Below are 19873 nucleotides of genomic sequence, written 5' to 3'. Positions count from 1 at the left end.
GGTGGCCGGAATCGGTTTTGAGCTCAAACGCCTGTTTAGGCGCAAGGGTCTGTTTGCCACGATGCGCGCTTACGGCTACGCCGGCATTGTATGCACGGGCCCCATGCTGCTGGGTGTGCTGCTCCAGGTGGGTATCTTGGTGCTGTGCGGTCTGTGGGGCGTGGGGCGCGCCAACCAGGACCTGCTGGTGTGCATGGTGACCTATACGCTGCTGGCATCGCTCACGCTCACAAGCTTTTTCTCCATGCCGGTCACGCGCTTTTTGGCCGACATGCTCTTTGCCGAGCGCGAGGATGAGATCCTGCCTTCGTTTTGGGGGTCTAATGCCATCATGCTCGTTGCGGGCACGGTGCTCTACGGCGTCTTTTTGCTGTTCTCGGGGGCCACGCTGCTGCAGGGGCTGCTGTGCCTGTGGCTCTTCAACATCATGATCGTCAACTGGAACGGCATGAGCTATCTCACGGCCATCAAAGATTATCGTGGCATTCTGTGCAGCTTTGCGGCCGCCATTGGCGTGGCGTGCCTGTGCGCCCTGGCAGCGCTGACGTTGGGACTGCCGCCGGTCGAGGGCCTGTTGGCGTCAATCGCCCTAGGCTACGGCGTCATGCTTGCCTGGGATGTGGTACTGCTGTACCGGTATTTTCCACAGAGTGATCGGAGTCCCTGGTGTTTTTTGCGCTGGCTCGACCAATTTATGCCGCTTGCGCTTACGGGGCTGTTTACCAACTTGGGGCTTTTCGTACACCTGGTTATTATCTGGGCGGGCCCTATTGGCGTGCAGATCAAAGGCCTGTTTTACGGGGCTCCTTACCATGACGTTCCGGCACTCATTGCGTTTTTGACCACACTCGTCACGACCGTCAACTTTGTGGTGTCGGTCGAGGTCAATTTCTATCCGCGCTACCGTGACTACTACAGCCTGTTCAACGACGGCGGCGTGGTGGGCGATATTGTGGTGGCCGAGGAGGAGATGCTCTCCACGCTCAACAGCGAACTGCGCTTTTGCGCGCTCAAGCAGCTGTTTGTGACCGCGGCGGTCATCTCGCTCGAGACTACAGTGCTCTCGGCCCTGCCGCTGGGCTTTAACAATCTTATGCATGGGTATTTTCGCACGTTATGCGTAGGCTACGGCCTGTATGCCGTGGGCAACACGATCCTGCTTATCTTGCTGTACTTTACCGACTACAAGGGAGCCGTTCTGGCCTCGGGCCTGTTTGCCGGTGTGGCAGGGCTGGCGACCGCCGTGTCGTTGCTTTTGCCGCAGCAGTTTTACGGCTTTGGCTTTTTGTTGGGTGCGGTGGTGTTTTTTATCGTGGCGCTGCTGCGGCTCGATACCTATACCGCCAACTTACCGTATCGTATCCTGAGTCAGCAGCCCATTGTGGCGACCGACAAAACGGGTCGTTTTACACAGCTGGGCCGCTTGCTCGACCGTGCCGAGCAGCGCTATGAGGAGTGCCGCTGCAAGGGCGTGCCGCACGGCGCGTTTCAGCGCGCAGTAGTTCGCGTGTATCGCAACCATTGGGGAGGTTCTGATGATCGATAAGTTGATGTCTCGCCGCTGCCTGATCGAGGCGGCTGCCGGCGCGCTGTTGCTTTCGGGCTGCTCGTCTCAGGACGAATCCTCGACTAAAAAGGTCAAAAAGCAGGGCAAGATTAAAAAGGCCGAGGCCTCCGACCAGTCCAAGCACCTGCGCGATAAGGACGAGCTGTACGAGGTCTACGACGACTCGGGCATTGTGACCATGTACCTGACGGTCTCGCGCGGTAACAGCTCCGAGAACACCGATCATAGCTGGGCCGAGATCAATACGTACTCGGTGTATGACTACGCCGACATGGGCGTGACGCGCTATCAGGTAATGGGGCTTTTGCAGGCGGGCGACGAAGACGGCCCGGTGGCCGGTGAGGTTGGCTATGGCGAGGAAGCGCCCAATGCTACCGTGCAGGTGCGTGGCCAGACGTCGAGCATGAACTCGCAAAAGAATTACAAGGTTGAGCTCAAAAAGGGCAAGGGTAGCTGGCGCCAACAGCGCGCGATTGCGCTCAACAAGCACATGGGCGAGGGTATGCGTTTTCGCAACAAGATGGCCTACGACCTTATCCGCGGGATTCCCCAGATGATGGGCCTGCGCACGCAGTTTGTGCATCTGTGGGTGTGCGACCAGACCGAAAAGTCCAACGACACCTTTGAGGACTACGGCCTGTTTACGCAGGTTGAACAGCTCAACAAGACGGCGCTTAAGGCACATGGCCTGGATAAGAGCGGGCATCTGTACAAGGTGAACAGCTTTGATTTCCATCGCTACGAGGATACCATTAAGCTTGCTGACGACCCCGACTACAACCAGGCAAGCTTTGAGGGCATGCTCGAGATTAAGGGCGATTCGGACCACACCAAGCTCATCGAGATGCTCGATGCGCTCAACGACGAATCGCAAAAGATCGATGACGTGCTCGACACCTACTTTGATACCGAGAATCTGGTCTATTGGTTGGCGTTTCAGATCCTGACGGGCAACTGCGATACGCAGAACCGCAACTGCTATCTGTACAGCCCGCTTAACTCCAAGGTCTGGTACATCCTGGATTGGGATAACGACGGCATGCTGCGTAAGCTTGAGCTGAGCCTGACGGGGTTCTCGGATTATGCGAGCTGGGAGCGCGGCGTAAGCAACTACTGGGGCAACGTGCTATTCAATCGTGCGCTGCGCAGCAAGGCGTTCCGCGGTGAGCTCGATCGCGCCGTCAAGGACCTGCGCTCGTATATGACCGAGGCACGCCTGACCAAGATGATCAAGCACTACCGCGAGGTGACTGAATCCCTGGTCTTTGCTTCGCCCGATATCGACAATCTGCCTGTCACCAAGGACCAATACGAGCAGATCGCCGCGTCGATTCCCTCCGAGATCGAGGAGAACTACAAGAGCTTTCGCGAGAGTTTTAAAAAGCCCATGCCGTTCTACATCGGCGTGCCGCAGATCGATAACGGTAAGCTGCGCATTAACTGGGATGCGTCCTACGACTTTGAGGCGCGCGACATTCGCTACACCGTAGAGCTTGCGCGCGACTATGCCATAAGCGACGTGTTCTTTAAGGCCGAGGACGTGCTGCTTCCCGAGGTGACCTGCGATGCGCCCGATGCCGGCCAGTATTTTGTGCGCGTGCGTGCCGCCAACTCCGACGGCTTTACGCAAGATGCGTTTGACTACTATGTGACTGACGACGGTAAGCACTACGGCATGAAGTGTTTTTACGTGCAAGACGGCGGTAAGGTCGTGGAGGACACGTATGAGGAGGGCTAGCGCGCTGCTTGAGCGCTTGGCGGCCCCGCCTGTGCGTGCCACGCAGGAGCGTTACCGCCATGAGCTCAAATATCTCATTAACGAGGGCGAGCACGCCGCGCTTGCCTGTCGCATGGCGCCGGTGTTTAAGCTGGACAAGCATGCGCGGGCGGGCGGTTACACTATTCGCAGCCTGTATTTTGATGACTACCGAAACTCGGCCTACGACGAAAAAGACGCCGGCATTCTCATGCGCAAAAAGTATCGCGTGCGCATCTATAACGGCAGCGACAAGGTGATTAAGCTCGAGCGCAAAAAGAAGTACGGCAGCTGGATCTACAAGGAGGACGCGCCGCTTACGCGCGGCGAGTTTGAGCAGATTCTGGCTGGCGACTACGACTTTTTGCTGAGGAGCCCTTATCCGCTCTGTCGCGAGTTCTACATCGAGTGCATCTGCAACATGATGCGCCCGCGGACCATCGTGGACTACGAGCGCGAGCCGTGGGTGATGGACGAGGGCACCGTGCGCATCACGTTTGACATGAACGTGCGTGCCGCGGTGGGTAGCTTCGACATCTTTGATGCGACGCTGCCCGCGCTGCCCGTGCTAGAACCCGGCAAGCTGGTGATGGAGGTCAAGTTTACGGAGTTTTGCCCGCAGCTGGTGCGCGATATGGTGCCGCCGGGCGCGGCCGAACTCACGGCGGTCTCCAAGTACTGCCTGTGTTACGAAAAGACCGCCTACCTGCGCGGATTTAATTACTGGGAATCGGATTTTGAGAACCGAGGGGATATTTAGACCATGAGCACCAGGGACTTTTTTAAGAACTCCGTCTTGGAGGCGTTTGGCCAGGTCGACCCTGCCAAGATCGGCCTTTCGCTGCTCGTGGCGCTCGCCATGGGCATCCTGATTTATTACGTGTACAAGCGCTTTTTTACCGGCGTGGTGTATTCGCGTAGCTTTGCCGTGACGCTCGTGGGCATGTGCGTGCTCACCTGCATGGTCACGCTCGCGATCTCGACCAACGTGGTCATCTCGCTCGGTATGGTCGGTGCTCTGTCCATCGTCCGCTACCGTACGGCGGTTAAGGACCCGCTCGACCTGCTGTATCTGTTTTGGGCCATTACCACGGGCATTACGGCGGGAGCCGGCATGTATGCGCTCGTGGGGCTCACGGCGGTGGTGATCGTGGTGATGATCGCCGGCTTTGCGAGCCACCAGGACAAGGCGCGCGTGTACATGATGGTCATCCACTACACGGGCCAGACCACCGGCGACGATATCGTGCGTGCATTTGGGCGCACCAAGTTCACCGTCAAGTCCAAGACCATGCGCGGCGACAACGTCGAAATGGCTGCCGAGGTGTTCTCGGATGGTGTAGATATGCCCTATGCTGACGCCATCCGCGCGCTCGACGGCGTGGAGGACCTCACGCTCATCCAGTACAACGGCGAATACCACGGGTAATTTGGTTCCGGCGCTCGCTAGCGTTTTTTCGATCTGGGTGAAATCGATTCATCCGGAGTGCCTTCATGGGTATCATGATGAAAGCGATTTCAATGACAGGGGTACTCGTGGTAAAGATGAAAGATGTCGCCGAGCTGGCGGGCGTTTCGAGCGCCGCCGTCTCGCGCTACCTCAACGGTGGGTATATCTCGGCGGACAAGGCCGATCGCATTAAGCAGGCGATTGAGCTGACCGGATACGTGCGGTCCAGCCAGGCTCGCGCGCTGCGCACAGGCTCCACCAAGCTCATCGGCGTCATCGTGCCCAAGATCAATTCGGAATCCGTGAGCCGCATTACCGCCGGTATTGGCCAGGTGCTCGGTCGTCGTGGCTACCAGATGCTCCTTGCCAACACCGACAACGCGGCCGATCGTGAGCTCGAATACCTCGATTTATTCCAAAACCACCCGGTCGATGGCATTGTGTTGGTGGCAACCATGATCACCGACGAGCACCGTCGCGCTATTGAGTCGTGCCGTGTGCCCATTGTGTTGATCGGCCAGAATGTTGAGGGCGCGGCGTGCGTCTATCACGACGATTACGAGGCTGCCTTTGAGCTCGGTCGTGCGCTTGTGGGTCGCGTGGATGGCAAGATTGCCTACATCGGAGTTACGGATGAGGACCGCGCGGCCGGTTTCGACCGTCGTCGCGGTTTTGAGGCCGGCTTGCGCGCCGCGGGCGCGGTGCTTGATCCGAGCCTGATTCGCCAGGGGTCATTTACGCTCGACTCGGGCTATCGCGCTGCACGCGAACTGCTCTCCGTCGATCCCGATGTTTCGTTTATCGCGTGCGCGACCGATACTATGGCGGCCGGCGCCCTGCGCGCTCTTGACGAGGTTCGCGGCATGGGCGAGGGCGTGCGTCGCGTGAGCGGTTTTGGCGACAACGCATTTTTGCGCGCGCTGACGGGCGGCATTCCCACCGTGCATTACGGCTACCTGACCAGCGGCGTCGAGGCGACCAATATGCTGCTCGACGCGCTCGATGGCGAGGAGGGGGAGAGCGGCTTGCGGACGCTCAAACTTGGGCATCAGCTCATGAATGTCTAGGCCTTGGACGCGTCTGACTGCCTTTGAGTCCCCAGTTTTTGTCTCAAAACTACCTTTCGCCGGCTTATTCCTACCGTTCACCCTACTATGAAAACGATTGCAGACTTATGAAACTGAAAACGATTACAGTGTAAGTATCAAAGATGGCCGGGTGCAAATGCGCCCGTTGGAGGAAAGGGAAGTCATGGACTACCGCAAATCAGCCCAAGAGGTGCTCGACAACATCGGTGGCGCCGGCAACGTTGTTTCGGCCGCACACTGCGCCACGCGTCTGCGCCTGGTGATTGCCGATAACGCCAAGGTCGACAAGGGGGCCCTCGAGAATATCGACGGCGCCAAGGGTGTCTTTGAGGCTCAGGGCCAGCTCCAGATTATTTTTGGCACCGGCACCGTCAACAAGGTCTACGAAGAGTTCATCGCGCTCAGCGGCGTCGAGGCTGCCACCAAGGCCGAGGTCAAGGAGGCCGCGGCACAGCAGCAGAACATCTTTATGCGTGCCATTAAGGTGCTCGGCGACGTCTTTGTCCCCATCATCCCCGCCATCGTGGCTTCGGGCCTGCTGCTGGGCATTATGAGCGCCCTCAACTTTATGGCCTCCAACGGCTTTATCGCGCTCGACACCAATAACTTTATTTACAAGATTGCCGACCTGGTCTCGGGCACGTCCTTTGGCATTCTGCAGATCCTGATCGGCTACTCCGCCGCCAAGGCCTTTGGCGCCAACCCGTATCTGGGTGCCGTCGTCGGCGGTGCGTTCATTAACTCCTCGCTGCAGAGCGCCTACACGGTTGCCTCCGAGGGCGTACAGACCATGGTTACCGTCATTCCCGGTGTGTACAGCTTTGAGTGGGTCGGCTATCAGGGCCATGTGATCCCCATCGTTATCGCCTGTGCCATTCTGGCCTTCCTCGAGAAGCGCCTGCACAAGATCGTTCCCGAGATGTTCGACCTCTTTGTGACCCCGCTCGTCTCGGTGTTCGTGACCGTGCTCGTGACGCTCGTTGCCGTCGGCCCCATCTTCGTGTGGGCCGAGAACGCCATCCTCGGTCTGATCCAGGCCCTGCTGACCCTGCCCTTCGGCATCGGTTCCTTTATCGTCGGCCTGTTCTATGCTCCCACGGTCGTTACCGGTATCCACCAGATGTACACCGCCATCGACCTGGGCCAGCTCGCCCAGTACGGCGTGACCTACTGGCTGCCCATCGCCAGCGCTGCCAACATCGCCCAAGGTGGCGCCGCGCTTGCCGTTGCCTTTAAGACCCGCGATGCCAAGATTAAGGGCCTGGCGCTTCCTTCGGCTCTGTCCGCTTTCATGGGCATTACCGAGCCTGCCATCTTCGGCGTGAACCTTCGCTTCTTTAAGCCCTTCATCGCCGGCTGCATCGGCGGCGGTTGCGGTGCCTTGGTCTGCGCGCTCACTTCGCTGGCTGCCTCCGGCACGGGCGTTACCGGTATCTTCGGTATCCTGCTGTGCCTGGCCCAGCCCGTGCAGTACGCGATCATGTTTGCGGTCGCCGCGCTGGTTTCCTTTGCCGTCTCGTTTGTCCTGTACAAGGACGAGCCCAAGGCTTCCGAGCAGGCCTAAGAGCTTTTGATTAAGGGAATGCCCGCGGGCTGTATGGTCGCGGGTGTTTCCAGCATCGGGCGCCGATCTCTGGTGCCTTGTAACTTTCGATCTGTTAGGACTTTGATATGTCTAATGCACTTGGTCGCGATCTTGCAAAGCTGGTTGCCGCTGTTGACGCTGCCGCCTCTGAGTGCGGTCATGGCGCGTATGGCCAGCATTTCCACATTATGCCGCCGGCGGGTTGGCTCAATGACCCCAACGGTCTTTGCCAGGCAGATGGCGTGTTCCATGCCTATTTTCAGTATGCGCCGTTTGATGTCGAGGGTGGCGTCAAGATGTGGGGCCATGCCACAAGCCGCGATCTTATGACGTGGGACTACGTTGGCGCCCCGCTGCTGCCCGACGAGCCGTTCGATTGCCATGGCGTGTATTCGGGCTCCGCGCTTGCCGAGGACGGCCGCATTCGCGTACTGTACACAGGCAACGTTAAACTCTCCGATGCAGACGGCACGTACGACTACGTCAATACCGGCCGCCGTGCCGATACCGTCTATGTGGAGAGCGTTGATGGCCTTGCTGGTCGGGAGTTCAGCCAAAAGCGTGTGGTGCTGGCGTCCGAGGATTATCCCGAGGATTTGACCTGCCATGTGCGCGATCCCAAGGTGTGGCGTGACGTGGACGGTCGTTACCACATGGTGATGGGCGCGCGTCGTCGCGTGGACGGGCCGCATGTCGAGAGCCGTTTTTGCGCCATGCACGGCGAAGGTGCCGGGCGCGATGTGGGCGAGATCCTGGTGTATGGCTCGGCCGATATGCTGAGTTGGGAGCTCGAGAGCCGCGTGTCTACGCCCGAGCGTTTTGGCTTTATGTGGGAGTGCCCGGGATACCTTGAGCTTGAGGCGGATGGCGGCGCACCGACGAAGTGGCTGTCTTTCTCGCCTCAGGGCCTTGAGGGCGGTCGTTGGGATCGCGGCAATGTGTATGCCGCTGGCTACATGCCTGTAACGGGCGACATTACCGGTGGTGACGGTGCCTATGAGCTGGGCGAGTTCCGCCTGTGGGATGCCGGTTTTGACTTCTATGCTCCGCAGGAGTTTACGGCGGAGGACGGTCGCCACATTCTGATCGGCTGGATGGGCATGCCCGATGAGCCGACCTATGACAACGCGCCTACCGTGGCGTGCGGCTGGCAGCACTGCATGACGGTGCCGCGCGAGCTTACGGCCGGTGACGGCGGCGTGGTGCTGCAGCAGCCGGCGTGCGAGATTGAGCACCATTATGCCTCGGTGCGTGTGGGGGCGGGCTCGTTGGAGGTTGCCGGTGATACCTGCTTTGACGTTGTTGTCGACGGTGTCGACGGCGCGTTTACCGCGACCGTTGATGGCGAGCTGAAACTGGCGTTTGTGCCCGCCGAGGGCGAACTGCCCTCGTGCTTTGAGATGCGATTTACCGATGAGGGTCGCGCTTCTGCCGGCTGCGGTCGTACTGTGCGCTGGGAGCCCGTCGACGAGGTTCGTAACGTGCGCATTGTTGGTGATGCCTCATCGGTCGAGGTGTTTGTGAACGATGGCGCGCTCGTGTTTTCGACGCGCATCTATCCCGAGACCTATGGCGTGACCGTTGACGCTCCGGGTGCGAGCGTGACCTATCACGCGCTCAATATCTAGGCGATTCGTCGCTTATCGGCGCTATACTGCAGCCGTTGCCCACGATGCGGGAAACATCCGCATCGTGGGTTTTTTTTTGAAGGGACGGTACCGTATGGGCGTACAGCAGCTAGAAGAGGCCTGGGCTTTGAGGGCCGGCGCGCGTGAGGCGCGGTTGCTTGCGGCCCCGCATGTGCCGGCAGCGCTGTCGCAGCTGGGGATTGTGCGTCCCGGTGACCGCCTGGTGGCCTTTGCAGATGACTTTGCCGATGCGTTTACGCGCGGCTTTGATGGCTGCGACGTTGTGCTCGTGGGAGATCCTTGCGCCGAGGTGTTTGCTGCCGCGTCCGAGGGCTTTGCCGGTTCGTTTGACGTTGAGGGCCCGCACCTGTGGTGGTTCGTCAACTCCATCGGCGGGTTTGGTCTTCGCGTGCCCGATCTCCGCGCTCTGGGTCGCGCGGCTCGCGAGGCACGTGCGCTGCTCGTGGTGGATAACACCGTGGCTTCCATCTTTGGCTGCGATCCCCTGCGGCTGGGTGCCGTGCTGTCGCTCGAGGCGCTCGACCGCGTGTGTGCTGGTAAGGCGCCGCGCAAGCTCGTTGCCGCTTCGGTGGCGCGCTCGCAGCTCAAGCGCCATCGTGTGGATGCTGCTGCCGAGTGCGCGCATGCCCTGCTTGAGGGCTGTGGCTTGGCCAAGCTTGATATGCCTGCTGACGAGGCCGGTGTGCAGGAGCGCGGGCTGGACTCGCTCGATGTCCGCATGCAGGCGCATTTCGATCGCGCTCGTGCGCTGGCCGAGTATCTGGCCGCTAACGAGATGGTGCGCAACGTACGCTATCCCGGGCTGAGCTCGCATCCCGACCATGCTGTTGCAACGGGAATCCTCGAGCACGGCTTTGGCCCGGCAGTTGAATTTGATCTTATCGAGCGTAGTGGGGATGATCTGTTCGATGCTTTGCCGGGGGAGTTTCGCACATCGCCCGCCGGCGGCGCAGCAACGCGCCTTTCGGCCCCACGCGGCAAGCGGGGGGGCACCATCCGCCTCTTCGCCGGAACCGATGACCCCTTGATCGTGGCCGCCACCCTAGACAACGCCCTCCGTAAATTAGCTACTCTTTGATGCTGGCGATGAGGGCGTCGGCTTTGGTGGCGATGACGTTGTTGATGTCGGTCTGCAGCTCCTCGTAGACCGCTATGGCTCGCTCGCCGGCTTGGGTGAGCGATGATCCGCGGGCTCCGTCGCGATCGATGAGCTTGCAGCCTAGCTGGCCTTCCGCTTCGTTTACAATACGCCACGCTTTGGAATAGGCCATGCCCATGCTCTTGGCGGCGCGGTTGAGCGAGTGCTCGCGGGCAATACCCTGCAGCAGCAAGACGCAGCCGTGGCCGAACACGCCCGGCAGATCCTTGTCGCACGCTTGAATGACCAACTTTGCCGTTATCTTGTACTCCATGTGATCCACGTCTCCCCGCTAAAGTGTTTGCTGGGCAAACGCAAAGCCTGCGTCAAACCCTCGTGTGCTCTTCTTAAATCATGCATTGTAGCAGTCAAAGTGCGTTAAGATACTTCCCCAGTATTGGGCGCCCAAGGTTGGGCTGGGTCCTACGAGGCCTGCAGCCGACCGGTCGCATGGAAAAAGGAGAAACATGGCTACGTTCTTTCCCGGTGAGTCCCACACGTTTTCGGAGTATCTGCTGGTCCCTGGTTACTCGTCCTCGCAGTGCATCCCCAACAACGTCTCTCTTAAGACGCCGCTGACCCGCTTTAAGCGCGGTGAGAAGCCGGCAATCACCCTGAACATCCCCATGGTTTCCGCCATCATGCAGTCCGTCTCGGGCGTCGATATGGGTGTCGCGCTCGCTACCGAGGGTGGCCTGTCCTTCATTTACGGTTCCCAGAGCGCCGAGTCCGAGGCCGCTATGGTCAAGGCCGTCAAGGATCACAAGGCCGGCTTCGTTCAGTCCGATTCCACGCTGACCCCCGACATGACCATGGAGCAGGTCATTGAGCTCAAGGAGAAGACCGGCCACTCCACCATGCCGGTTACCGACGACGGCACTCCCAAGGGCAAGCTCCTGGGCATCGTCACCAGCCGTGACTATCGCCCCAGTCGCGATGACCACCAGACGAAGGTCTCCGAGTTCATGACCCCGCGTGAGCAGCTCATCGTGGGCGACAAGAACATCAGCCTCAAGGTCGCCAACGACGTCATCTGGGACAACAAGCTCAACGCCCTGCCCATCGTCGACGACAACGATCACCTCATGGGCATCGTCTTCCGCAAGGACTACGATAGCCACAAGACCAACCCCAACGAGCTGCTCGATAACGACAAGCGCTACATGGTCGGTGCCGGTATCAACACCCGCGACTATGCCGAGCGCGTGCCGCTGCTCATCGAGGCCGGCGCCGATGTCCTGTGCATCGATTCCTCCGAGGGCTTCAGCGAGTGGCAGAAGCGCACCATCGAGTGGATTCGCGCCAACTACGGCGAGGACGTCAAGGTCGGCGCCGGTAACGTCGTCGACGCCGAGGGCTTCCGCTTCCTGGCCGACTGCGGTGCCGACTTCATCAAGGTCGGTATCGGCGGCGGTTCCATCTGCATTACCCGCGAGACCAAGGGTATCGGCCGTGGCCAGGCTACCGCGCTGATCGATGTCTGCCGCGCTCGCGACGAGTACTACGAGGAGACCGGTGTTTACGTGCCCGTGTGCTCCGACGGCGGTATCGTCTACGACTACCACATGACGCTCGCCCTTGCTATGGGTGCCGACTTCATGATGCTGGGTCGCTACTTCGCCCGCTTCGACGAGAGTCCGACCGAGCGCGTCAACGTCAATGGCCAGTACATGAAGGAGTACTGGGGCGAGGGTTCTGCGCGTGCCCGCAACTGGCAGCGCTACGACCTGGGCGGCGCCGCGAAGCTCAGCTTCGTCGAGGGCGTTGACTCCTACGTTCCCTATGCAGGTTCCCTCAAGGACGGCGTGGGCGGCACGCTCTACAAGGTCAAGTCCACGATGTGCAACTGCGGCGCCCTCTCGATCCCCGAGCTCCAGGAAAAGGCACGCCTGACCCTGGTAAGCTCCACCTCCATCGTCGAAGGCGGCGCCCACGACGTAGTCGTGAAGGACTCCCAGCAAAGCGTCAGCTACCGCTAAGCGGCTTTCCCAAGCACCGCACCTTGCCGTTCAAACCGTCGCTCGCGTACTAAAGTACGCGTCGCTCCTCTTTCACGGCAATCTGCGGCACTTGGAAAACCCGACCATCCTTGGGCGGTTAACAAATAGCGGTTGATTCACATCCACGTTATTTAGATAAAGCGAGATGCCTGCAAGTCGCAGACATCTCGCTTGTTGTATTTGCTAGAATCATCCAAGTTAACCTTAGGGTCGGTCGGCTTGGCTTTGTTCGCTACAAGTTCCGCACGCAAAGAAGAGCACTTAATGTGCTCTTCGTCTTGCGCAGGACTGTCCGCAGTAGCGAATAAAGCCAAGCCGACCGACCCCAGCTAAGATTAAAGGAGCTGATATGTGCGATTGCACAGATCATAAGGACGAGATCCCTGCCTACGACGCGCAGGCCATTGAGTCCAGGTGGATGAAGGCCTGGGAGGACTCCAACCTCTTTGCCGTCGACACCGACGACAGTAAGCCCAAGAAGTATGTGCTCGAGATGTTCCCGTATCCGTCGGGCGACCTGCACATGGGCCACGCGCGCAACTACACTATCGGCGATGCCATGGCCCGTCAGGCCCGCATGCGCGGCTACGACGTGCTGCACCCCATCGGATTTGACGCCTTTGGCCTGCCTGCCGAGAATGCCGCCATCAAGCACAACACGCAGGCTGCCGCCTGGACGTATAAGAACATGGACCAGGCACTCGCCACGATGAAGCGCATGGGCTTCTCCTACGATCTGGATCGCATGGTCAAGACCTGCAGCCCCGACTACTACCGCTGGGGCCAGTGGATCTTTGAGAAGATGTGGGAAAAGGGCCTGGTCTACCGTAAGAAGAACCCGGTTAACTGGTGCCCCACCTGCAAGACCGTTCTGGCCAACGAGCAGGTTACCGAGGGCAAGTGCTGGCGCTGCGGCACCGAGCCCGAGAAGCGCGACCTGGAGCAGTGGTACTACAAGATTACCGAGTACTCTCAGGAGCTGCTCGACGACCTGGAGAAGCTCCCCGGCTGGCCCGAGCGCGTCAAGCAGATGCAGGCCAACTGGATCGGTCGCTCCGAGGGCGCCGAGGTCGACTTTACCCTGTGCGACAAGGACGGCGAGCCCATCGAGGGCGACGAGGGTAAGATCACCGTCTTCACCACGCGTGCCGATACCCTTTTTGGCGTCTCCTTCTTTGTCCTGGCTCCCGAGTACGCCGGCTTGCACGAGCTCGTCGAGGGCACGGAGTACGAGGAGGCCGTGACCAAGATCGTCGAGGACTCCAAGCATATCTCTGCCGTCGAGCGTGCCCAGGGCACCCTCGAGAAGCACGGTGCCTTCACGGGCCGCTATGTGGTAAACCCCGTCAACGGCGAGAAGGTCCCTGTGTGGGTTGCCGACTACGTCGTGGCCGACTACGGCACCGGCGCCGTCATGGCCGTTCCCTGTGGCGACCAGCGCGACTTTGAGTTTGCCCGCAAGTACGACCTGCCGATCGTGCCGATCATCCTGGACGATGACGATCGCGCTGCCGTCGAGGCCAGCGGCGAGACCATCGATACCTTCCATGCCGAGACCGTCGACTGGGATTGCGCCCACGCTGCCGAGGGCACGCTGGTCCAGTCCGGCAAGTACACCGGCATGCGCGGCGGTAAGCACTCCGAGGGCGAGGCTGCGATCGTGGCCGACCTCGAGGCCATGGGCTGCGGCCGTCGCAAGGTCGAGTTCCGCCTGCGCGACTGGCTCATTAGCCGCCAGCGCTATTGGGGCAACCCCATCCCGGCCATCCACTGTGAGCACTGCGGCATTGTGCCCGTGCCCGAGGATCAGCTGCCGGTGACGCTGCCCGAGAACCTGGACCTGGGCGCCGGCGAGACCCTCGCCGAGTGCAAGGACTTCTATGAGACCACCTGCCCGGTCTGCGGCCGCCCGGCCAAGCGCGAGACCGATACCATGGACACCTTCACCTGCTCCAGCTGGTATTACCTGCGCTATACTGACCCGCACAACACCGAGCTGCCCTTCTCCCGCGAGGCCGCCGATCGTTGGATGCCCGTCGATAACTACATCGGCGGCATCGAGCACGCCATTTTGCACCTGCTCTACAGCCGCTTCTTTACCAAGGCCCTGCGCGACCTGGGTCTGCTGAGCGTGGACGAGCCCTTCACCAACCTGCTGTGCCAGGGCATGGTCAAGGACGAGAACGGCGACACCATGTCCAAGTCCAAGGGCAACGTCGTGCCCCCGAGCTCGGTCATCGAGCCCTACGGCGCTGACACCATGCGTCTGGCGATCCTGTTTATCGCCCCGCCCGAGAAGGACTTCGACTGGGATCCCAAGGCCGTCGAGGGCGCTAACCGCTTCATTAAGCGCGCCTGGCGTATCGTGTGGCAGCTCGTTCAGTCCGGCGACGCCAACGTGGCCTTTGACAAGTCCGCGCTCGACGAGGTTGCGATGAAGCTCTATCGCGAGCGTCACCGCGCCATTGCCAAGTGCACCGAGGACTTCGATCGCGGCCAGTTCAACACCGCCATCTCGGCCGTCATGGAGCTCGTCAACGCGGCGAGCGCCTACCTCAACGCCACCGAGGGTACCGCCCGCGACAAGGCGCTGTGCTGCGGCGTGGCCAAGGACATTGTGAGCGTCCTTGCCCCCATCTGCCCGTTCTGGGCCGACGAGCTGTGGCACGAGGCGCTCGGCTGCGAGGGCAACGCCTACACCGCCGCCTGGCCCGAGTTCGACCTGGCCGAGTCCGTTGAGGACACGGTGCAGATCGTGGTCCAGGTGCTCGGCAAGGTCCGCGGCCGCGTCGACGTTGCCCGCGATGCCTCCAATGAGGATATGCAGGCTGCCGCCGAGGCCGCCGTCGCCAAGTGGCTCGAGGGCAAGACAGTCGTCAAGGCCATCTGCGTGCCCGGCAAGCTGGTCAACCTGGTGGTCAAGTAAGCACTGCGCGCTTAACTGACGCATAAAAGACGAGGGGCGATCCGGTTGGGTCGTCCCTCGTTTTGCATGTATCTGCCTAGTTGCCTTCGGCCAATTGTCCTATTCTTGTGGAGAAGCTGTGCGCACGCTGACCTGCAGATTCGTACTGTGCTTGCACGTTTCCGCAGCTATTGTTATAGTTTGCTTGCAAATGAAGTTGTAAATGAAAGAAGTGGGGTTTCGGCCCCGCTTCTTTTTTGTATGGATGGAGGTGCCGCAATGGTCAAGACCAAGACCGAGCAGGCGATCATCGACGCGCTCGAGGCCGTCGCTCCCCAGCACGATGTCGACATCGTCGACGTCGAGCTCGTGGGTGCCACCAAGGCCCCCTGTGTGCGCGTGCGTATCGAGGGTGCCGAGGGTCAGAGCCTGTCGCTCAACGACGTCACGGCCAACACCAAGTGGGTCGGCGATGTGATTGAGGAGCTCGATCCCATTTCTTCGAGCTATACGCTCGAGGTGTCGAGCCCGGGTATGGCGCGCCCGCTGCGCCGCCCGAGTGACTTTGCCCGCTTTGTGGGCGAGAACTGCGAGCTCACCTCCACCGCCACCGAGGGCCGTCGCAAGTACGCCGGCAAGATTGCCGCTGCGACCGAGACCGACGTGACCCTCGAGCTCGAGGACGGCGAGTCCGTTACCCTCGATTTCTCTGATGTTAAAAAGTGCAAGTTGAAGCCCACCTACGACTTCAAGCCCGCGAAGGAAGGAAAGTAAGATGGCAGCATCCGACATGATGTCCGCCCTGATGGAGCTTTGCCAGGAGAAGCACATCGACCAGCTCTACCTGATCGACCGCCTGGAGCAGTCGCTCGCCAAGAGCTATGCCGAGATCCTGCATCTTGAGTGGGGCGCCAAGGTGACCATCGACCGCACCACCGGCAAGATCTACGTCTACCGCTTGGAGCCGATCGACGATTCCATGGACGAGGAGGGCAACTTCACCGAGTTCGAGGAGATCGACGTCACCCCCAAGAACACGAGCCGCATCGCTGCCCAGCACGCTAAGGCCGAGATCAACACCATCGTGCGTAACTCCGCCCGCGAGCAGATCTACGAGGAGTTCTCCGGCCGCATCGGTGACCTCATCAGCGGTACCGTGCTGCAGTCCACGCCCGACTTCACGATCGTCAAGATCCGCGAGGGCGTCGAGGCCGAGCTGCCGCACTTCGATCAGCGCCGTTACGAGAGCGAGCGCAACGAGCGTCCGATGGGCGAGCGCTACCTGCACAACCAGCATATCAAGGCCGTGATCATCGACGTTCGCGACCCCAACTCCAACCTGCAGCCGGTTCGTGGCGAGCACAGCCGTCCGCCGATTGTCATCTCCCGTACCCACCCCGAGCTCATGCGTCGTCTGTTTGAGCAGGAGGTGCCCGAGATCTATGAGGGCACCGTCCAGATCAAGTCGATCGCCCGCGAGCCCGGCCAGCGCTCCAAGGTTGCCGTCCACTCGCTCGACGACCGTCTGGATCCCGTGGGCGCCTGCGTCGGCCCCAAGGGCAGCCGTGTTCGCGCTGTCGTGGGCGAGCTCCGTGGCGAGCGCGTCGACGTCATCCTGTGGGATGCCGATCCTGCCGTCTACGTCGCCAACGCCCTGTCGCCCGCTAAGGTCACCCGCGTCCTCATCGACGAGGAGAAGGCCTACGCCGGCGTCATCGTGCCCGACGACCAACTGTCCCTCGCCATCGGCAAGGAGGGCCAGAACGCCCGCCTCGCCGCGCGCCTGACCGGCTGGCACATCGACATTAAGTCCGAGACCCTTGCCGCCGACATCCTCAAGAACGTTCCCGTTCACGAGGAGCCCGCCGCCGACCTGATCGGTGACGAGGAGGACGAGGACGTCCGCCGCTGCGAGTACGTGTCCGAGGACGGCATCCAGTGCCGCAACCAGGCTCGTCCCGGCTCCCGTTTCTGCGGTGTCCACGACACCGACGCCTTCGATGATGCGGAGGACCTGATCTAGCGCGCGGTCGCGCCGGACAGATTCCGGCGCATCTCCCACGCTCGTTCAGTCTCTAGGCACCCAAGGTGCCAGAAAGGGTAGGTGAAGTCATATGGCAAAAGTCCGTGTGTCCACCCTGGCCAAAGAGTTCGGCATGACCTCCAAGGAACTGATGGGTCATCTCGCCGATATGAAGATTCCCGCTAAGTCCGCTTCCTCCACCTTGGAGGACGCCTATGTCGCCATGGTCCGCAAGCAGCTCGCCTCGGTGATCGAGGCCCGCGCTCAGGAAGTCGAGGCCGCCAAGCAGGCCGAGGAGCAGGCAGCTGCCGCCGAGGAGGCCGCTCGCGCCGCCGAGGCCGAGCGCGAGCGCATCGCCGCCGAGAAGGCCCGCGAGGAGGAGCGCCGCCAGTTTGCCGCAGCCCAGGCTGCCGAGGAGGCTGCCCGCGCCGAGGCCGAGGCCAAGAAGAAGGCCGAGCAGGAGCGCCTTGCTCGCGAGAAGGAGGAGGCTGCCCGCGAGGCTCAGCGCCGCGCCGTTCCCGCTTCCGACTCCGGTTCGCGCTTCCGTTCGCTGCTTGACCAGATCGCCGCACAGGAGACCGTGCTCAAGGAGAAGAAGGACGCCGAGGACAAGGCCAAGGCCGAGCGCGCCGCAGAGCGCGGTAACCGTCGTGGCGGCAACAACGACCGCCGCGGTGGCCGTCGTAACGATCGCAACGCTTCCGACAACAACTCCGAGCGCAACGCCTCCGAGAGCCGTCCGCACAGCCATCGCACCAACGCCAGCAACAACGTCGCTGCCGGCATGGACTTCCCCAACCCCGACAAGCAGGGCAAGGGCAAGAAGCGCAAGGGCGGTCACAACAACGAAGAGGACCACTACAGCCGCATGGCTCGCGAGGCCGAGGAGTACAGCCGCGAGAAGGTGCTCGAGGAGGCTCGTGCCGCCGTCGAGGAGGCCTCTCGCGAGTCCACCGGTCGCCGCAAGAAGCGCAAGGAGAAGCGCGAGCGCGAGGCTGCCAAGGCTCAGGAGGAGCGCAAGATAGAGGAGGCGCTGGCCCAGGGCGTGAACCCCGAGGACCTCGACGCCATCAAGGTCTCCCAGGGCGTTACCGTCCAGGAGCTTGCCGAGGCGCTCGACGTTCCGGCCAACGACATCATCAAGCGCCTGTTCCTGCTGGGCACGCCGCTCACCATGACGCAGTCCATGTCCGACGACCTCGTTGAGCTCGTTGCCGACGACCTGGGCCGTCAGATCAAGATCATCACCCCCGAGGAGGAGAACACCTTCTCGTTCTACGACGATCCCGCCGACCTTAAGCCGCGCGCCCCGGTCGTCACCGTCATGGGTCACGTCGACCACGGTAAGACGAGCCTCCTCGACGCCATCCGTCACACCGGCGTTGCTGCCGGCGAGGCGGGCGGCATTACGCAGGCCATCGGCGCTTCGCAGGTCATGATCAACGACCGCAAGATCACCTTCATCGATACCCCGGGTCACGCCACCTTTACGGCTATGCGTGCCCGTGGCGCCAAGGTGACCGACATCGTCATTCTGATCGTCGCCGCCGACGACGGCGTCATGCCCCAGACCGTCGAGTCGATCAACCACGCCAAGGCCGCCGGCGTACCCATCGTCGTCGCCGTAAACAAGATCGATAAGCCGGGCGCCAACCCCGACCGCGTGCGCCAGGAGCTCACCGAGTACGGTGTCATCCCCGAGGAGTGGGGCGGACAGAACATGTTCGTTAACATCTCGGCCAAGCAGAAGATCGGTATCGACGAACTTCTGGAGACCGTGCTGCTCCAGGCCGACGTGCTCGAGCTCAAGGCCAACCCGGACACCTTTGCCTCGGGCAACGTCCTCGAGGCCAAGCTCGACAAGGGCCGCGGCTCGGTCGCTACCGTGCTCGTGACCCGCGGTACCCTGCACGTGGGCGATACGCTGGTCGCCGGCCTTACCTACGGCCGCGTCCGCGCCATGCTCGACCCCAAGGGCCGCGCCGTCACCGAGGCCGGTCCCTCCGACGCCGTCGAGATCCTGGGCCTGCAGTCCGTGCCCAACGCCGGTGACGAGTTCCGCGTGTTCGAGGACGAGCGCGAGGCTCGCGCCCTTGCCGACGAGCGTTCGCTCAAGGCCCGTATCGAGGAGCAGAGCCGCGTCAAGCACGTCACGCTCGAGAACCTCTTCGAGACCATTGCCGACGCCGAGGTCAAGGAGCTCAACCTGATTATCAAGGCCGACGTCCAGGGTTCCATCGAGGCCCTTCAGGATTCGCTCGACAAGATGGATCAGTCCGAGGTCCGCATCAACACGATCCACTCCGCCGTTGGTGCCATCAACGAGACCGACGTCGTCCTGGCCGACGCCTCCAACGCCATCATCATCGGCTTTGGCGTCCGTCCCGACGGTAAGGCCCGCTCCGCCGCCGAGCGCGAGGGCGTCGAGATCCGTTGCTACGACGTCATCTACAAGTGCCTCGAGGAGCTCGACGCTGCCCGTATCGGCATGCTCAAGCCCACCGAGGTCGAGGTCTCCACGGGTACCGCGACCGTCCTGGACACCTTCAAGGTGCCCAAAGTCGGTATCGCCGCCGGTGTCCGCGTCGAAGAGGGCGAGATCGCCGCGACCGATTCCGTGCGTCTGGTGCGCGACGGCATCGTGGTCTTCAACGGCAAGATCGCCTCGATGCGCCACTACAAGGACGAGGCCAAGAGCCTCAAGAGCGGTTC

Annotated in this window: 14 protein-coding genes; 13 read left to right on the top strand and 1 reads right to left on the bottom strand. The window is 61.3% G+C overall.

Translation table 11 applies throughout. From position 1 onward, the window contains the following. Nucleotide 1 precedes the first annotated feature (1 nt). From pelG to I2D41_RS00190, 8 genes are all read left to right on the top strand, one after another. Nucleotides 2-1546 (top strand): exopolysaccharide Pel transporter PelG, encoded by a 1545-nt coding sequence (pelG, locus tag I2D41_RS00225; protein WP_195363149.1) that lies wholly within the window; start codon nucleotides 2-4, stop codon nucleotides 1544-1546. Further along, complete coding sequence (locus I2D41_RS00220; protein WP_195363148.1) at nucleotides 1536-3305, top strand: CotH kinase family protein; 1770 nt, start codon at nucleotides 1536-1538, stop codon at nucleotides 3303-3305. Before pelG ends, I2D41_RS00220 begins: the two co-directional genes overlap by 11 nt. Then, nucleotides 3292-4083 (top strand): polyphosphate polymerase domain-containing protein, encoded by a 792-nt coding sequence (locus tag I2D41_RS00215; RefSeq protein WP_195363147.1) that lies wholly within the window; start codon nucleotides 3292-3294, stop codon nucleotides 4081-4083. Before I2D41_RS00220 ends, I2D41_RS00215 begins: the two co-directional genes overlap by 14 nt. 3 nt (nucleotides 4084-4086) lie before the next feature. Continuing rightward, the gene (locus tag I2D41_RS00210; protein ID WP_195363146.1) at nucleotides 4087-4752 is read left to right on the top strand and encodes a DUF4956 domain-containing protein; all 666 of its coding nucleotides are present in this window, start codon (nucleotides 4087-4089) and stop codon (nucleotides 4750-4752) included. 116 nt (nucleotides 4753-4868) lie between these two features. Continuing rightward, nucleotides 4869-5840 carry a LacI family DNA-binding transcriptional regulator gene (locus tag I2D41_RS00205; protein ID WP_229042015.1) on the top strand — a complete coding sequence of 324 codons (972 nt, stop codon included), beginning with the start codon at nucleotides 4869-4871 and terminating at the stop codon, nucleotides 5838-5840. Between the two features lie 184 nt (nucleotides 5841-6024). Next, nucleotides 6025-7425: a PTS transporter subunit EIIC gene (locus tag I2D41_RS00200; RefSeq protein WP_195363145.1), complete on the top strand. Its 1401-nt coding sequence runs from the start codon at nucleotides 6025-6027 to the stop codon at nucleotides 7423-7425. Nucleotides 7426-7532: 107 nt separating this feature from the next. Then, nucleotides 7533-9074: a glycoside hydrolase family 32 protein gene (locus I2D41_RS00195; RefSeq protein ID WP_195363144.1), complete on the top strand. Its 1542-nt coding sequence runs from the start codon at nucleotides 7533-7535 to the stop codon at nucleotides 9072-9074. A 94-nt stretch (nucleotides 9075-9168) separates the two neighbouring features. Beyond that, nucleotides 9169-10173, top strand: a complete 1005-nt coding sequence (locus tag I2D41_RS00190) for a PLP-dependent transferase (RefSeq protein WP_195363143.1) — start codon at nucleotides 9169-9171, stop codon at nucleotides 10171-10173. Here I2D41_RS00190 and I2D41_RS00185 read toward each other — a convergent pair. Next, nucleotides 10163-10507 (bottom strand): winged helix-turn-helix domain-containing protein, encoded by a 345-nt coding sequence (locus I2D41_RS00185; protein ID WP_195363142.1) that lies wholly within the window; start codon nucleotides 10505-10507, stop codon nucleotides 10163-10165. The two genes, I2D41_RS00190 and I2D41_RS00185, sit on opposite strands and share 11 nt — an antisense overlap. Before the next feature lie 193 nt (nucleotides 10508-10700). Between I2D41_RS00185 and I2D41_RS00180 the strand changes: the two genes are divergently transcribed. The 5 genes from I2D41_RS00180 to infB form a co-directional block, all read left to right on the top strand. After that, nucleotides 10701-12212: an IMP dehydrogenase gene (locus I2D41_RS00180; RefSeq protein ID WP_006234046.1), complete on the top strand. Its 1512-nt coding sequence runs from the start codon at nucleotides 10701-10703 to the stop codon at nucleotides 12210-12212. A 370-nt stretch (nucleotides 12213-12582) separates the two neighbouring features. Then, nucleotides 12583-15159 carry a leucine--tRNA ligase gene (gene leuS / locus I2D41_RS00175; protein WP_195363141.1) on the top strand — a complete coding sequence of 859 codons (2577 nt, stop codon included), beginning with the start codon at nucleotides 12583-12585 and terminating at the stop codon, nucleotides 15157-15159. Nucleotides 15160-15417: 258 nt separating this feature from the next. Then, nucleotides 15418-15912 (top strand): ribosome maturation factor RimP, encoded by a 495-nt coding sequence (locus I2D41_RS00170; protein ID WP_089571694.1) that lies wholly within the window; start codon nucleotides 15418-15420, stop codon nucleotides 15910-15912. 1 nt (nucleotide 15913) lies between these two features. Beyond that, nucleotides 15914-17161: a transcription termination factor NusA gene (nusA, locus tag I2D41_RS00165; RefSeq protein ID WP_195363140.1), complete on the top strand. Its 1248-nt coding sequence runs from the start codon at nucleotides 15914-15916 to the stop codon at nucleotides 17159-17161. Nucleotides 17162-17252: 91 nt separating this feature from the next. After that, on the top strand, nucleotides 17253-19873 hold a 2621-nt coding region (gene infB, locus I2D41_RS00160), incomplete at its 3' end, for a translation initiation factor IF-2 (protein ID WP_195363139.1).

This window comes from Collinsella aerofaciens (assembly GCF_015552075.1).
Taxonomy (GTDB): Bacteria; Actinomycetota; Coriobacteriia; order Coriobacteriales; family Coriobacteriaceae; genus Collinsella; species Collinsella aerofaciens_Y.
Note: the sequence above shows the minus strand (reverse complement) of the source record. Positions and strands in the feature narration are given on the sequence as shown.

Excerpts from the sequence above, each read along its gene's own strand:
- I2D41_RS00220 (WP_195363148.1), top strand. The coding sequence starts at position 1,536 with ATGATCGATAAGTTGATGTCTCGCCGCTGCCTGATCGAGGCGGCTGCC.
- I2D41_RS00215 (WP_195363147.1), top strand. The coding sequence starts at position 3,292 with ATGAGGAGGGCTAGCGCGCTGCTTGAGCGCTTGGCGGCCCCGCCTGTG.
- I2D41_RS00210 (WP_195363146.1), top strand. The coding sequence starts at position 4,087 with ATGAGCACCAGGGACTTTTTTAAGAACTCCGTCTTGGAGGCGTTTGGC.
- I2D41_RS00205 (WP_229042015.1), top strand. The coding sequence starts at position 4,869 with ATGAAAGATGTCGCCGAGCTGGCGGGCGTTTCGAGCGCCGCCGTCTCG.
- I2D41_RS00200 (WP_195363145.1), top strand. The coding sequence starts at position 6,025 with ATGGACTACCGCAAATCAGCCCAAGAGGTGCTCGACAACATCGGTGGC.
- I2D41_RS00195 (WP_195363144.1), top strand. The coding sequence starts at position 7,533 with ATGTCTAATGCACTTGGTCGCGATCTTGCAAAGCTGGTTGCCGCTGTT.
- I2D41_RS00190 (WP_195363143.1), top strand. The coding sequence starts at position 9,169 with ATGGGCGTACAGCAGCTAGAAGAGGCCTGGGCTTTGAGGGCCGGCGCG.
- I2D41_RS00185 (WP_195363142.1), bottom strand. The coding sequence starts at position 10,507 with ATGGAGTACAAGATAACGGCAAAGTTGGTCATTCAAGCGTGCGACAAG.
- I2D41_RS00180 (WP_006234046.1), top strand. The coding sequence starts at position 10,701 with ATGGCTACGTTCTTTCCCGGTGAGTCCCACACGTTTTCGGAGTATCTG.
- leuS (WP_195363141.1), top strand. The coding sequence starts at position 12,583 with ATGTGCGATTGCACAGATCATAAGGACGAGATCCCTGCCTACGACGCG.
- I2D41_RS00170 (WP_089571694.1), top strand. The coding sequence starts at position 15,418 with ATGGTCAAGACCAAGACCGAGCAGGCGATCATCGACGCGCTCGAGGCC.
- nusA (WP_195363140.1), top strand. The coding sequence starts at position 15,914 with ATGGCAGCATCCGACATGATGTCCGCCCTGATGGAGCTTTGCCAGGAG.